The organism is Shewanella sp. MF05913 (assembly GCF_059758095.1).
On the sequence record NZ_JCAYNT010000011.1, the window covers coordinates 54,738 to 70,082 of the forward strand.

At 42.7% G+C, this 15,345-nt stretch carries 14 protein-coding genes; 9 read left to right on the forward strand and 5 right to left on the reverse strand.

All coding sequences use genetic code 11. From position 1 onward, the window contains the following. Positions 1 to 10: 10 nt before the first annotated feature. The 4 genes from AC19MV_RS13730 (at position 11) to AC19MV_RS13745 (ending at position 2,837) form a co-directional block, all read left to right on the forward strand. Complete coding sequence (locus tag AC19MV_RS13730; RefSeq protein WP_432403547.1) at positions 11 to 805, forward strand: ParA family protein; 795 nt, start codon at positions 11 to 13, stop codon at positions 803 to 805. Further along, positions 789 to 1,859: a chemotaxis protein CheW gene (locus tag AC19MV_RS13735; protein ID WP_498308224.1), complete on the forward strand. Its 1,071-nt coding sequence runs from the start codon at positions 789 to 791 to the stop codon at positions 1,857 to 1,859. The genes AC19MV_RS13730 and AC19MV_RS13735 overlap by 17 nt, the downstream gene beginning before the upstream one ends. A 2-nt stretch (positions 1,860 to 1,861) precedes the next feature. Next, positions 1,862 to 2,356 (forward strand): chemotaxis protein CheW, encoded by a 495-nt coding sequence (locus AC19MV_RS13740; protein ID WP_432403551.1) that lies wholly within the window; start codon positions 1,862 to 1,864, stop codon positions 2,354 to 2,356. Between the two features lie 82 nt (positions 2,357 to 2,438). Further along, the gene (locus tag AC19MV_RS13745; RefSeq protein ID WP_432403553.1) at positions 2,439 to 2,837 is read left to right on the forward strand and encodes a DUF2802 domain-containing protein; all 399 of its coding nucleotides are present in this window, start codon (positions 2,439 to 2,441) and stop codon (positions 2,835 to 2,837) included. Between the two features lie 182 nt (positions 2,838 to 3,019). Here the strand turns inward: AC19MV_RS13745 and AC19MV_RS13750 are convergent, their stop codons facing one another. Continuing rightward, on the reverse strand, positions 3,020 to 4,414 hold the full coding sequence (locus tag AC19MV_RS13750; protein ID WP_498308226.1) for an RsmB/NOP family class I SAM-dependent RNA methyltransferase: 1,395 nt from the start codon (positions 4,412 to 4,414) through the stop codon (positions 3,020 to 3,022). A gap of 156 nt (positions 4,415 to 4,570) precedes the next feature. Continuing rightward, positions 4,571 to 5,242, reverse strand: a complete 672-nt coding sequence (locus AC19MV_RS13755; RefSeq protein WP_498308227.1) for a DUF2461 domain-containing protein — start codon at positions 5,240 to 5,242, stop codon at positions 4,571 to 4,573. A 608-nt stretch (positions 5,243 to 5,850) separates the two neighbouring features. Here AC19MV_RS13755 and AC19MV_RS13760 point away from each other — a divergent pair. From AC19MV_RS13760 to AC19MV_RS13775, 4 genes are all read left to right on the forward strand, one after another. After that, entirely contained in the window at positions 5,851 to 6,282 is a 432-nt protein-coding gene (locus tag AC19MV_RS13760; RefSeq protein WP_432403559.1) for an ATP-dependent zinc protease family protein, read from the forward strand. Between the two features lie 4 nt (positions 6,283 to 6,286). After that, a complete protein-coding gene (gene rimK / locus AC19MV_RS13765) occupies positions 6,287 to 7,192 on the forward strand; it encodes a 30S ribosomal protein S6--L-glutamate ligase (protein WP_188958869.1) in 906 nt (301 codons plus the stop codon). Then, positions 7,192 to 8,202, forward strand: a complete 1,011-nt coding sequence (locus AC19MV_RS13770) for a succinylglutamate desuccinylase/aspartoacylase family protein (protein ID WP_432403561.1) — start codon at positions 7,192 to 7,194, stop codon at positions 8,200 to 8,202. Before rimK ends, AC19MV_RS13770 begins: the two co-directional genes overlap by 1 nt. Before the next feature lie 403 nt (positions 8,203 to 8,605). Continuing rightward, positions 8,606 to 10,189, forward strand: a complete 1,584-nt coding sequence (locus AC19MV_RS13775; protein WP_498308229.1) for a methyl-accepting chemotaxis protein — start codon at positions 8,606 to 8,608, stop codon at positions 10,187 to 10,189. Positions 10,190 to 10,381: 192 nt separating this feature from the next. Here AC19MV_RS13775 and AC19MV_RS13780 read toward each other — a convergent pair whose 3' ends face one another. Next, the gene (locus AC19MV_RS13780; protein WP_498308231.1) at positions 10,382 to 12,418 is read right to left on the reverse strand and encodes a methyl-accepting chemotaxis protein; all 2,037 of its coding nucleotides are present in this window, start codon (positions 12,416 to 12,418) and stop codon (positions 10,382 to 10,384) included. Positions 12,419 to 12,666: 248 nt separating this feature from the next. Between AC19MV_RS13780 and AC19MV_RS13785 the strand changes: the two genes are divergently transcribed. Further along, positions 12,667 to 13,356: a fumarylacetoacetate hydrolase family protein gene (locus AC19MV_RS13785; RefSeq protein WP_498308233.1), complete on the forward strand. Its 690-nt coding sequence runs from the start codon at positions 12,667 to 12,669 to the stop codon at positions 13,354 to 13,356. Positions 13,357 to 13,431: 75 nt separating this feature from the next. On the opposite strand, the gene AC19MV_RS13790 is transcribed toward AC19MV_RS13785, so the two are convergent. Next, entirely contained in the window at positions 13,432 to 13,689 is a 258-nt protein-coding gene (locus tag AC19MV_RS13790) for a hypothetical protein (protein ID WP_498308235.1), read from the reverse strand. Between the two features lie 17 nt (positions 13,690 to 13,706). Further along, positions 13,707 to 15,335 carry an eicosapentaenoate synthase subunit PfaD gene (gene pfaD, locus AC19MV_RS13795; protein WP_498308237.1) on the reverse strand — a complete coding sequence of 543 codons (1,629 nt, stop codon included), beginning with the start codon at positions 15,333 to 15,335 and terminating at the stop codon, positions 13,707 to 13,709. Positions 15,336 to 15,345: the final 10 nt, after the last annotated feature.

The window sequence follows — 15,345 nt, forward strand, 5'->3', positions numbered from 1 at the left end:
GAGGCTTTTTTTGAAAGTATGGACAGTAGCAAATCAAAAAGGTGGTGTCGGTAAAACCACCACGGTTGCCAGTTTAGCTGGAGCGTTAGCTAAACGTGGTCAACGTGTGTTGATGATTGATACCGATCCTCATGCTTCATTGGGCTATTACTTGGGTATTGATTCCGATGAAGTACCAGGGTCGCTTTATGATGTGTTTTTAAATCATCAAGCTTTGACTCAAGAATTGATTATGCAAAATGTGATACCCACTCAAATAGAAGGTTTAGATATTATTCCCGCCAATATGGCACTTGCCACACTTGACCGTTCTTTAGGTCATCAAGAAGGTATGGGGCTAGTATTACGTAATTTATTATCATTAGTTGAAGACAAATACGATGTGGCCATTATTGATTGTCCGCCAGTGCTTGGGGTATTAATGGTCAATGCGTTAGCGGCGAGTAATCATATTATTATTCCGGTGCAGACTGAGTTTTTAGCGATAAAAGGTTTAGAGAGAATGGTGAAAACCATGGAAATTATGGGCCGTTCTAAAAAGACCCGTTATAGCTACACAGTGTTACCGACAATGTACGATAAACGCACCAAAGCATCACCAATAGCGTTACAGTTTTTACAAGACAAATATGGACAAACATTGTGGCCTAATGACGTGATCCCTGTAGATACCAAATTTAGAGATGCCAGCCTGGCGCATTTACCCGCATCACATTATTCTGCGACGAGTCGTGGGGTTAAAGCATACAATCGTCTGCTTGATTTTTTATACGCTCGGGAGTTTACTCATGTCAAAATCGGTTGATGAAACTGTTTTTGATTATTTCAGTATTTTATTACAGGAACCGGCAGAAGCCCAACCTGCAATAACATCTGAAACCAAGCCAGTTGCTGCGCCTATCGCGGTTCATCCTAAATCGATAGACAATGCTAAGTCAGCACAAGAGAGTGCAAATGTGACCAGTAAACCTGAGTCTTCATTTGCATCACAAATAAAAGCTGCGAGTGCTCGACGTTTTGCTGAACCCGCAACTCAAGTCGATAAATTAGCACTGGAAAAGCTACTGTCTGCGGTATCGCATGTCGACAAAGGAACTGATATACAGCTGCAAATTAAGGCCAGTGCAGAAAGAGTGCGTCAAGCCATCAGCCAAACAGAGACGACACCTGTTGATCAATCCGCGCTAAAAAGTATAAATATACAAAAAACGTCATTAACGAATAAAGAAATCAAACCGTTAGTCGATATAAAAACTGATAATAGTGCGCTAGCTGAATTAAAAGACGCTATTATTAAACATGACAAGCTCGCTGAAGACAAAGCTGCGCAACAACAAGCGTTGCAAACGCAAACTGGGGCGACACCACCGAGTATTACTCAAAATTTACAAGACGTATTAGATGATGAATTTCAGGTATTATTCTTTAATGTTGCAGGCTTAACCTTAGCCGTGCCATTAGTGAGTTTAGGTGGCATTATAAAGATAGAGAAAATTAACCATCTCATTGGTAGGCCGTCATGGTTTAAAGGAGTGCAAACTCACCGCGACAGTAAAATTAATGTGGTTGATACCTGTGCCTGGGTCATGCCAGAAAAATATACACCGGCACTGGCAGAAACAGTGAACTATCAGTATCTTGTTATGTTAGAAAACAGTTCTTGGGGTTTAACCTGTGAGTCATTGGTTAATGCCGTGAAGATAGACAAATCACACGTCAATTGGCGTGAAAAACCGGGTAAGCGTCCTTGGCTTGCTGGGGTAGTAAAACAACAAATGTGTGGCATTTTGCATGTACAAGCATTGATTGAAATGCTTGATGCAGGTTTAGGTTGTCAGGATTCGATTGACCGAGGTTAACTATGAGCGATTCTAGAAGTGTAGCAGCGGTTGCTGCGGGTAAAGACGATGCAGTATTACAATGGGTAACATTTAAGTTAGACCATGAAACCTACGGCATCAATGTAATGCAAGTTCAAGAAGTGTTGCGTTATACCGAGATAGCCCCTGTGCCGGGTGCGCCTGATTATGTACTAGGCATTATTAACCTTCGTGGCAACGTCGTGACCGTCATTGATACGCGCTCACGTTTTGGTTTGCAGTCAGCTGAGCTTGATGATTCTACTCGTATTGTGATTATCGAAGCCGAAAAACAAGTTATTGGTATTTTGGTAGATAGTGTTGCAGAAGTGGTTTATTTACGTCGCTCAGAAATCGATAACGCGCCAAATGTGGGAACTGAAGAAAGTGCTAAGTTTATTCAAGGCGTGAGTAATCGTGATAATGAATTATTGATTTTAGTCGACCTAGATAAGTTATTGTCAGACGACGAGTGGGACGAATTAACACAGCTTTAATTTTTAATTTGTAATCCTAAAGCCAACCATTGTTTGTTGGCTTTTTATTTTGCTTTTATGTAATGGCAATGTAGGTATGTTGATGGGTGATGAATTTTTAATTGCTGCGCTAGTTTCCGTGATTATTTGCCTTGGTTTGGTGCTTTACTTACAAAAACAATCACGCAAGTTAAAGACTAAAGTTGACGCATTAACCGTGCTAGTTAAAGAAAGTGATCGCCAACGCGAAGCTGTAAAACGCGAATTACAAGAATTGCGCAGCGGCACGATTGGTGTTGGCCGTCGAGTGGTTGAGCTAGAAAAGAAGCTTGTTCAACAGTCTGATATGATCGAAGAGTCCAGCCAGCAAGACCCACAAGCTAAGTTGTATTCTCGTGCGGTTAAAATGGTTGCGCTAGGGGCGGGTATTGAAGAGTTAATTCAAGAATGTGAACTACCCAAAGCCGAAGCCGAACTGATTTTAAGATTGCATCGAAAGTAATACCAATCCGCATTCTGAGTCATCACTTATTAAGACGGAATGGTATATAGATAAAAACAACAACGCCATCAACTTGATGGCGTTTTGTTACTCATTATTAGACTAATTAATGATTAGACTAACTACTAACTAATGACTAATTAATGGTCATTGAAAGCATAAGAATAGGCTTGAAGTCACGCTTATTTTCGACGCATTTTAGCGACGAACATACCGTCACTGTCTGCCAGTTGCGGCCATATGGTGAGCATGTTGCATAACTCACCAGTAAACGGGTGTGTAATTGGAATAAGTTCAAATTCATTGGTTTGCGCCAAAAAAGCCTCCACGACATGTTCGTTCTCACTCGGCGACAGTGAACATGTGGCATACACTAACTGCCCACCCAATTTAACAGCTGCAGCACTTCGAGTTAAAATATCCAATTGAAGCGCTGGTTTATCGCTGACTGAACTGACATCGTCTAACCAGCGCATATCAGGATTTCGGCGCCACGTGCCCGTACAGCTGCAAGGTGCATCGACTAATACGCCATCAAATGCATTGGGGTTAACGGGAAGGGCATCTGACTTCCAAGCTGAAACCGAGATATGCTTAAAACCAGCACGCTTAGCCCGTTTGTTCAGTTCTTCTAATGGTTTGTTACGGATATCTGAGGCAATAATACTGCCGCGATTATTTGGGTCTTGTTGCAGCATCAACGAACGTAATTGCAAGGTTTTACCGCCAGCGCCACTGCAGGCATCCCACCATTGTTCATTCGCTTGGGGCTGACAGATCTGGCCAATCACTTGCGACGCAAGATCTTGAATCTCAAGATGCCCGAGTTTATACGTGTAGACTTCATTGAGGTTAATGCTTTTATGACCCAGGCTCATGGCGTCAGTAAAAAACTCACTTGCAGTGGCTTCAATACCCGCTTTAGACAACTGCGTTAAAGCTTGTTTAGTCGTCATATTTTGTACTCGGGCCCAAATGGGTGGGCGGCTGCTCATGGCTTCAACAACGGCTGTTTTTTCTGTTGCTGTTACAGGGCAGGTTTGCCAAAACCATTGGGGTAATAAGTCACTGATTTGGCACTGTGTCATGCCTGATAAGTCAATAAATAGCGCTAACTTATCATTGACACTCTCGGTGCGTTGAGTTGTGTTAACTTGATCTCCATGAGCTTCCTTCTCTGCTTTGGTCGCATCGTGCCATGCTGCAATATCGTCCCAAGCTTGGGTGACATCTTGCCATGTATGTTGTTCAAGTGCTGCACAGGCACTTAATTGCCTAAACCAAATCACATGCTGTTGTGATGCTTGTAACTGGCTCAGCCAACCCCACCAACGAAATAAACCAAATAGACTTTCGCGGATCACTCGTCTGTCTTTTGAACCGTGTTTTTTATGTTCACGAAAATATTGGCCAATAATCCTATCAGCAGGCATTTTGCTGCTCATCACTTGATTAAACAACATTTCGATTGTTGCTGCATAACTGAGCGCGCGCTTTTGCGCTGGCGAAGTGGCTTCAATGTTGAGGGTATCATTGAACACAGAAAGGGCGGGTTGAGCAGAACGTGTTTGACTCATGTAATGACCTGATATGACGATATAACAACGATGTTGGTGCAACTTAATGCAATATGGCGGTAGTTTACCATGTCTTGAAATGAAATCATTATAAGCCAGTGGAGTTAGTTAAGCCTTCACTGGCTTGATATTGAGTTGTGTTTAGAGCATTAGACGTTAAAAGTCTAAAGATAATGCAAAGCAAAGATAAGCCATTAGCGAACGTGTCTGCTCAAATTCCTTTGTACAAAACTCGACAAAGTCGTCACTGCACACTTGTTCAATCGAAACGGGTTTAATGGCGATAAAATCTTTACGTTTTAGCTCGTCTATTAACGGATGCTGGCTATCAAACCCTCGTGGCGGTCTAATTAGGCTGTCGCCAGTGAGTTCAAAACCAGCTTGGCTCAATACGGCTAAGGCTTTTTTGTAACCGTTTGGATTTTCATCTATGCACTGTCTAATGGCATTTAATGCTTTAGCTTCGGGATGCCAAATACCTGCCGCAATAAAGCATTCGTCATTAGCTACATGCACATAAAACCCTGGGGCATGCACATCTTTTGCTTGAAAGTGACGAAACTGAATACCTACATTGGTTTTATATGGCGTTTTATCTTTGCTAAAGCGGCTGTCGCGTTGCGGGCGCATTAAGCTGCCACCGACTTTTTTAGGAACGGCAGTAAAACGAGGCGACAACCCTAGAACCGGGCCCTGCATCGCTTCAATAAATTGCAATGCGGGTGTACGCACGCGATCTTCATAATCAGGTTGATTCGCTTTAAACCACTCTCTGTCGTTGTTGTTGGCCAGCTTATGTAAAAAATCAAAACTTTGTAGGCTAAACATAGCAATACCTTTTAAACGGGTTTACTTAAAAGAAACTCAACCATCATAATCAATGTGGCAGACGAGTGAAACCAAGATTAAATGTCGAAGTTATAATTAAACCATTTAAAAGGTGAGTGATATTTGACCTTTTTTATTTTTACTGAGTGAATCTAAGGTGTTTATCTCAAGTTAATGTGTATTTTTGGTCATTTTATTGTCAAGTGTTAACGTTGTAACTAACTGAGTTAATGTTTATTTTCTTCTAAGCGTTAATGTTAGTTTGATATAAATAAAGCGTTAGTGTTAAAATTGAGTCAAAGGTTGTTTTATCCCAGTCTTGTTGTTTTTATTTGTCGTGCAGCATCTTGTTCACTCTTTCCTAATTCGTATTCATTCATAATGACTCATCCATCCTCTGGATTAACATGTTAATGTAATGGGTACGACTTGCTGACGTTAAAAATTAGTCAGTCGTGAGTCAATTAGTGGGTGAGAATATATTGAACGATGTCACATTGATGGCAACAAAGTCACAGATTGACGATATTACAGTACATAATCATACATAGATTTTATTGATAGATTACACTCTGGAATGAAAATTCCTCTACAAGAAAGGATTGACCATGACTGAACACTCCCTCGGTATTGTGGGTTGGCGAGAGTGGGGCACTTTTCCTGAGATTGGCAACGAAAGAGTCAAAATCAAAGTGGATACTGGCGCAAAAACGTCCTGTTTACATGCGTTTAAAATTAAACCGTTTCAAAAAGAAAAACAAAAGTGGGTCCGAGTTTGGCTTCATCCAGATCAAGACTCAGATCGTGAAGTAGTGTGCGAATTCCCTGTATTTGATCGTCGAGCGGTAAGTGACTCTGGCGGACATGTGACGAAGCGCTACGTGATAAATACGCCGATTATTATCGGTGACCAACAATTTGACATCGAACTGACCTTAACAAACAGAGATAACATGAAATTTAGAATGTTACTCGGTAGACGCGCATTAGAAGGGCGTTTTTTGGTTAATTCAGCAGAGTCGTTTTTAGCAGGAGAATAGCAAAATGCAAATCGCCATTATGTCGAGAAACCGCAATCTTTACTCGACAAGTCGTCTTAAAGAAGCCGCCGAAGCTCGTGGTCATACAATTAAAATTGTCGACCCATTAAAGTGTTATATGAACATCAACATGAATGCACCAAGCATCCATGTTCGCGGCGAAGAATTGCCGAAATTTGATGCGGTTATTCCGCGCATTGGCGCTTCAGTGACTTTTTATGGCACCGCTGTTCTGCGTCAATTCGAAATGTTAGGTACACACCCATTAAACGAGTCTGTTGCCATTACACGTTCTCGCGACAAACTGCGTTCACTGCAGCTTTTGTCACGTAAAAATATTGGTTTACCGGTAACCGGTTTTGCTAACCAACCAGCCGATGTTCCTGACTTGCTTGATATGGTAGGCGGCGCACCGTGTGTGATTAAATTACTTGAAGGTACCCAAGGTATTGGCGTGGTATTAGCCGAAACGCGTAAAGCCGCTGAATCGGTTATTGAAGCCTTTATGGGCTTAAAAGCCAACATCATGGTGCAAGAGTATATTGCTGAAGCTGGCGGTGCCGACATTCGTTGTTTTGTGATTGGCGATAAAGTCATTGCTGCAATGAAGCGCCAAGCATTACCGGGTGAGTTCCGTTCTAATTTACACCGTGGTGGTTCTGCGAGCATTGTTAAATTAACCCCAGAAGAGCGCTCAACTGCACTTCGTGCGGCTAAAACAATGGGCCTAAACGTTGCTGGCGTAGATATTTTACGTTCTAAGCACGGTCCACTCGTGATGGAAGTAAACTCGTCGCCAGGTCTTGAAGGCATCGAAAAAGCCACTGGTATTGATGTGGCAGAAAAAATTATTCAATTTATTGAAAAGAATGTTAAGCCTACTAGCTCGAAGACTAAAGGAGTCGGTTAATGGCAAAAAAGCACGAACCGTTTGTTATTGGTGATGTTAGCGTAGCGGCAGGTACACAGCTTAGTGTAAAACTGCCCGCAGCAAAACTCTATAACGATACGCCAATGGATTTGCATGTAGAAGTGTTTCACGGTACGAAACCTGGCCCTACTTTATTAGTGTGTGCAGCTATCCATGGCGATGAGTTAAATGGCATTGAGATATGTCGACGCTTGCTCGGTCGTGTGAATGCTAAAACCTTAACCGGCACATTATTAGTGGTCCCGATTGTTAACGTATTTGGCTTTATTCAGCAATCGCGTTACCTGCCTGATCGCCGCGACTTAAATCGCTGCTTTCCCGGAACCGCTAAAGGTGCGCTTGCCAGTCGCCTAGCGCATTTGTTTAGCAGTATGTTAGTTAAGCGCGCAACTCATATTGTTGATTTGCACACCGGTGCGATTCATCGTGAGAACTTGCCGCAAATCCGTTGTGATACTGACGATGAAACCATGCTCGCGATGGCCAATGCCTTTGGTGCACCAGTGGTGATGTCTTCTAAAGCGCGCGAAGGTTCTATGCGTGGTTACGCTAACAGCCTTGATATTCCGTGTATTTTATACGAAGCGGGTGAGGCATTACGCTTTAGTGACATGTCGATTAAGTCAGGCCTTAATGGCGTGATTAATGTGATGCGTTGTATTGGTATGCTTAAAGGTAAAATTAAAGCCACAACCAGTGTTAATGCTAGCCGCAGTTATTGGGTTCGCAGTGAAGCCGACGGACTTGTTAACATCAAGCTAAAGCTGGGTGAGCGGGTATCAAAAGGTCAAGTATTGGCTAATATCGTTAACCCTTTAGGTGGCGAACCATGGCCATTATTGGCACCGTCTGACGGTATTATTATTGGTAACAGTAATATTCCGGTAACCAATGAAGGTGAAGCCCTGTTTCATATAGCCCAATTTAGTGGCGATGAAATTGAAATTATCAATGACAATCTTGATGATTTTATGCAGGAATACGCATAGCTTGCCGAGTCACTCGTTTGACGAGTGAATAGCTTGACGAATTAACAGCTTGATTAGAGTGAAAAATGGCGGGGAATCGTATTCCACGCCATTTTTTTATTGTGTAGTTTATCCCCAGGTGATGTTTGAATCATATGTAATAATTGCCAAATAATATTAACGCTTGTCGTTCGGTAAACTGAGGCTTTAATCGTTATTTATTTGACAAATTTCAAGTGGATACCATAATTAAACTTATAAAAAATAAGGTTATGTATTTTAACCGTTTAACGCTATATTATTCATCATTAATTAAGCTTCGCCTTATAATCTTTGAACAGCTAGATTGCCGCTTTAGTGAGTGGTGTTAGAAATGTGCAAACGATTAAATCTTCATTACTCTCAGACAAGGAAGTCCGTGCCTATGCGCAATAATCAACCCGTGACCCAAAAGAAATATCATTTTGATGATGATTTACGCCTCATTTCTGGTACGGATTTACGTGGTCATATTACCTATTGCAACGATGCGTTTGTTGAGGTCAGTGGTTTTGATAAAAGCGAGTTGATTGGTAAACCGCATAACCTTGTGCGCCATCCTGACATGCCTAGTGATATTTTTAAAGCCATGTGGGCATGCATATCAAGTGGTAAAGTATGGATGGGCTTGGTCAAAAACAGACGTAAAAATGGCGATCATTATTGGGTGAGTGCCTTTGTCACGCCTATTTTTGAACACAACAAAGTGGTCGGGTTTGAGTCTGTGCGTATCGTCGCATTACCCAGTGAAATCGCCCGTGCAGAAACGGCTTATGCTCGGATTAGAAATAATAAACCACCTAAACCTCTTAGTGCGAAGCTAAAACACCATGCTATTAAGCTGTTACCTACTTGGTTACCCATGCTTGTTCTTAGTTTTGTATTATTTGAGCTTTGGGGGAGTGGAGCCGGTGGTGTTGGTTTGCTGACATTGATTATTTCGACAGCGTGGAGCGGATATAAACAACAACAAGATTGGTTTGAAGTGGTTAAGCTTAACCCTAATTCATTTACTGACTTAACCGTTGCTGAAACATATTTTGACGACTTTGGTGCTAAAGCACAGGCAAAATTAGCACTAGGATGTGAAATTGCTCGTTGTCGTACAGCAATGACACGCATTGAAGATGCCGCGAAGTCATTAGATGGTATTGTTGAACACACTCAAGTTGAGGCCGAATCGTCTGCAAAAGCGGTTGCGCATCAAAGCCTTGCGACGCAACAAATTGCGTCGGCGATTACGCAAATGTCGACAGCGATTCAAGAGGTGTCTGCCAATGTGGAACGCAATGCCGACAGCGCTAAAAATGCTTTAGACAACGTCAATGAAGGCGCAATGCTTGCTGATCAAGCAAAACATTCCATTGATGAACTCAATATTTCAGTTGCTGATATTGCCACTACGGTACGCGAATTATCAGCGTCGACAGTTGAGATTGGCCAAGCTGCGAGCTTGATTTCCAGTATTGCCGACCAAACCAACTTACTGGCATTAAATGCCGCTATTGAAGCGGCGAGAGCAGGCGATCAAGGTCGCGGATTCAGTGTTGTTGCCGATGAGGTGCGTTCTTTAGCGGTAAAAACACGTGAATCGACAGACAAAATTCACGGCATTGTCAGTGTGCTAACCAAGCGAGCTGAAAATGCGGTGCAAGTGTCGGTTAAAGGCGAGCAAGCAGCAATGAATGGTGTGGATATTGTAGATAAAACCCGCAATGCTTTAGCTTCGATTAATCAATCTGTTCAGCAGATTACACAATTAACGTTAGACATGTCTGCCGCGGTTGAGCAACAAAGTGCCGTGGCGGAACACATTAATCAGCAAATTATCGATATTGCAGATTCTGCCGAAATTACCAAGGAATCATCGCAAAAGTCACAGCTTAATAGCAACGAGCTAGGGAAGTCTGTATTAATGGTGCGTTCAATTATTCGCCGTTTTGCAGTCGGGACCTTAGGTAAAAAATAAGATTTTAAGTTATTGAACATTAAAAAAGGCCCGGCATTAATCTGTCGGGCCTTTTTATGGTGGTAATTTTAGCGAACTGTTTGTGGGGATTTATACTTTTTGTCAGTGCTTGTCGTGTTTATTAATGTCTACCATCTACCATCTACCATCTACCATCTACCGTCTAGCATCTAGCATCTTGCACCTTAGACATTAAAGCTTAAACCGTTCTACTGAAGCGGTTAATGAATGAGCCAGTTGATTTAGCTGCTCACTACGTTGCGCCATTGTGGTCGACTCATCAGCATTTTGTGTAGCTGCTTCTGAGGTTTCTGTCATGGTTTGTTCTATTTGTTGGCTGTAACTCACTTGCTGCTCAGCGGCTTGAGTAATACTTTGACTCATGCCATTAATGATCCCTAATGCAGCTTCTATTTGTTCGATAGCATCGTGTAAAGACACACTTTGCTCTACACATTCATTGGCTTGATTTTGGCCCTGAGATATCGCATTAACCGCGTTAGTGGTTTCTTGTTGAAGCGCAGTGATCATCGTTTGAATTTCAGCAGTCGATAATTGAGTACGCGAGGCAAGGGAACGAACCTCATCTGCCACAACAGCAAAGCCTCGGCCGTGTTCGCCCGCTCTAGCCGCTTCAATAGCTGCATTTAATGCAAGTAAGTTGGTTTGATCTGCAATCGCGCTGATGGTGGTCAAAATGCCGCCAATATTGTCGCTGTGCTGACTGAGCTTAGTCATAATAATCACCGAGTCACCCAACCCTTTTGATAAAGCATCAATCCGAATACGGTTATCATTGGCGATGGTTTTAACTTGCTCGCCTTGGGCTGAGGCTAATTTCACGTGTTGTTCAGACTCTAACGCTTGCTCGTTTACGGTCATTGAGCTGTGATGTATCTGTTCTGCCAGTTGTTTCGCTTGCTCAATATGACTAATTTGCCCTAATGCTGATGTCGATATTTTTTGACTTTGATCTTGCGATCGAATTGCCGCGTCATCCAGTAAGTGGGCGTCGCGGTTAATGTCTTGTAATAACTCAGTAAGATCATCTGTTAATTTATTAATGTTATCCATGAGTTCCCCAAACTCATCGTCATTGCGCTTTGTTAAGCGCCGCGATAAATCGCCACTGGCAATGCGTGACAATGCACGATTGCTGGCCTTTAGCGGCCCTAACATGGCGTTAGAAGTGAAGTAATAAATAAAGCCTGCCATCAACACAAATACAACGGCCATTAATATGGCTAATGTTTTAGCGGTAGTCACCTCATCGATAGCGAGCATTTGCATATCGTTAAAGCCTTGGTTGGCTAATTGCACCAGCTGATCTAATTGTTGGTTTGTGGATTCAAATAGTTGATTCGATTGTGTATAACTGGATTCCGCTTGCTGAAATTGCTTTACCACTTTCATTTGTGCGTTGTACAAGTCACCTGGGTTATCAACTAACACCAAGATCTTTTCTAAATTGGCATCAAAGTCGGCTAACAATTGTGTTACTGGGAGCGCGGAGGCTTGTTGTTTGAGGTAATTATTATTAGTTGTGATATTGCCAAGCAACATCGCCACATCCTGCTTATGGATTTCAACGGCATCTGCCGTGGTTAAGCGACCCAGTTCGGTGACGGTGTTGCCCAGGGTAAATAACATGTCATCAATGCGAATACCTGAGCCAATAACGGCTTCTAGTAATTGCGTTTCTGAGGCGGGTACTTCTACAATTTCTAGATCAATCATGTTGTTACTGGCATCAATGTTAAGATTATCAAATTGATTTTTGAGTGTACTGAAATCATTTTTACTTTGTTCGATTGCCAGCTTGGCACTAAACATGGTTTGCGACGCTTCGGCATATTGCAAGTAGACGTTTTTAGCCTGGTTGAGTGCTTGATTCATTTGAGGATGATTGGCCACTTTGGCAGATAAATCCGCTAACGCACTCGAAAAATCTTGCTGTAAAGTATTAAATTGCTTAAAACTAATCGTAATATTGTCGTTGCCAATTTGCGAATAGGCCAAACTTTCTGTTTTGGCCATTTTGAGCAAGGTAATTTGTAAGGCATTAGATTGGTTTTGAACGGGTACGGCTAACACTTCAATATTGTTGTTCGCTGTTTGAATTTGGCTGAGCGAACGGTAAAAAAAACTACTACCAGCAAGTAATAATATGCCAATAGAAGCAAACCCCAGTGCTACTTTTTGTTTAATTGTTAATGTTAACATCGTCATTAAGTGTCTCTTATTATTTTTGTACAGTGATGACAGTCATTGTTAAGGACAGATTTATTCTCTTTTGTTAATTAAATGTAAATCTAGTTGCGGGGTAATGCAATCGTGCTGCGGAATTATTGTTCTGTTTCAGTATTCTTGAGTTTCAATGTCATTTTGTTTCAGTGTTGTGCTTACCAAATTATGTGATAAATGGTGGCTCAATAAAGATAAATGCTAAATAAATAATAGATTAATACGAGGTTAATGTGAGATCACACAGCGTTTTACTAAAGCAACAAGGTAACGATATAGCGATTACACCATCAAAAATTGTCTGTATTGGGCGTAATTATGTAGATCATATTCATGAACTGGGCAATGACGTGCCAGATGAAATGGTGGTATTTCTAAAGCCTAATTCATCCATTACTGACACTTTGTGCAGTGAGATGGGTGAAACGCTACATTATGAGGCTGAGCTGTGTTTTATGGTTAAAGATGGCCAATTCAGCGCAGTAGGCGTTGGGCTCGATATGACTAAACGTGAGTTGCAAGGAAAACTCAAAAAGCAGGGCTTACCGTGGGAGCGAAGTAAAGCGTTTGATGGTTCAGCATTATTCAGTGAGTTCATTCCAATGACGTCGGTGCAACAAGATTGGTGTTTTCAATTAACCATTGATAACGTAATAACCCAACTTGGGCATCAACAATTAATGACCTATCAACCCAACGCCATGTTTGCTGCAATCAATGAGTTTATGAGCTTAAATGACGGTGATATTGTGATGACCGGTACCCCAAAAGGCGTTGGCGCTGTCTGTGCTAATACTTCTTTTGAAATCAGCCTGTGGCCAAATGTACCCTTTGATATATTTGAAACGGCACTGTCTGGCGATAAATCAATGACCCAGCTTTGTGGCCCAGCCATGTTAGTTAAACAGTGGCAAGCAGTTTGAGTGAAGGTGTGTTCAAAGCAAAAAGACCCTCTTAGCTAAGAGGGTCTTTTTATTCATAATCCAAATCAGTTTGGGTTATTTCATTAATGCAACGGCTTCCATATCGAGCTCGATATCAGTACAGCCTTTAGCGCAATAAATGCCAGGCGCTTTAGTATTTGGCTTGGCATTTTTGCTGTTAGGTGGCAATTGCAATGTCAGTGGTTTATTGCAGTCGGCACAAGTCGCGCTGTTGCCTTTTAACATGCGTTTAATCAGGTTTTTCTGCTGGTTAAATGACGCCAATGTTGGGCCATTTACCGCTGAAAAATCGAGTTTTTGTGTGTCGCTCATTATGGTTCCTATGCAGGCTATTTAACTTGATCTGCCGGGCGCCAGCGCTGTAATGCAACGGGTAGGCTAACACCCTGAGCCGTTAATAGATTCACTCGTGCCAAATAAGCTGCGCCGTGCATTAAATGTTTGGCTAAGTCTACTGCATGACGCTGGGTGTAGTCATCTAAATAACTGCCTTTTGCCCAGGCATTAAATGCGCCAAGTGCTGGGCCAGCCCAGATTTGATAATCCATTTCTCGGCCAGTTTCACCAGTATTTGACCAACGGCTTGATAAGCCAAGGTACCAGCGGAAAATTAACGCCATTTTACGTTTAGGGTTATCTTTAGCTCGCTCGATTTGTTTCGGGTCGCGCTCATTAAAATGCGCCACTGTGCCGGCCCAAATGTCATCTAGACTTGAACGAAACACTTGTTTTTCAAGCTTTTCACGTTCATCTGCCGGAATGGCTTCTATGGAGTCATAGCGAGTATAGATTTCGTATAACTTGTTAGCGCGCATCGGGAAAAGGGTGCCGCGCTTAACCACTTGCAACTTAACGCCCATCTCGAACATATCAGCTGCTGGCGCCATGGTGACATCGGCCATTTCAGTCGTCGCTAATAATTTACGGGTATGTTCACTGGCGCCAGCTTCTACGCAAGCCTGGTTAATAGAACCGGTGACAATAAACGCTGCGCCCATATTGAAGGTCGCAAGAGCGGCATCGGGCGTGCCCACGCCACCGCCCGCGCCAACGCGAATAGGGGTTTTGTAGTTGTATTGTGCCTGGACTTCATCTTTTAGCGCCAAAATCGTTGGCAACAAGGTCACTAATGGACGGTTGTCTGTGTGACCACCAGAATCGGCTTCGGCGGTAATGTCATCAGCCATCGGCACTAATTGGGCTAATTCCATTTGTTCGGCGCTGATCAAGCCATCATCAAGCAGTTGTTGCAGCATTTTTACCGGTGCCGGTTGCATAAATTTGATCGCCACTTCGGTGCGGCTAATTTTAGCGATGACTTTGTTGTCTATGTGAATATCACCATGTGCATCACGGCTTAACCCTGCTGCGCGGTAATAGACAATTTGTGGCGTTAAGCCTAAAAAGGCTGAGGCTTCAACGTTGCGCACTTTGTGTTTTAAAAATAGCTCTACGCTACCACGCTCAAGTGCTGGCTCACTCGGGCTATGGATTAAGTTAAAGGCGTATGGCCCATTTGGCAGGGCGGTTTGAATGCGCTTAATGGCTTGCTCAACGCGTGACGGAATGAGTCCCGCTGCGCCAAATGAGCATAAAATACCGGCCTGGCCTAATGCAATAACCAGTTCTTCAGACGCAATACCGTTGGCCATTGCACCAGCGTAGTAGGCGTATTTAACACCATGTACACGGCGAAAGTTACTGTCGCCTAAACTTTGGGTGCCAAGGGCGGGAGCAAAGGCGCTGACTGGTAGTTCATTGGCAGCAGTAATTGCATCTGTTACCACTTGTGCTTGTTGCGCGACGCCAAGGCCTTGTTGGTTATCATTAACCACATAACAGGCTTGCGATAAGTCTTTGAGCTTTTTGTTCATTCCAGCAGGGTCAAAACTGACGTGCTGCTGGCTGACTTGCCAAGGCCATGGAGAAAGCTTTTCGTTTTTTAATTGAGTTGTCATTATTTTTTTC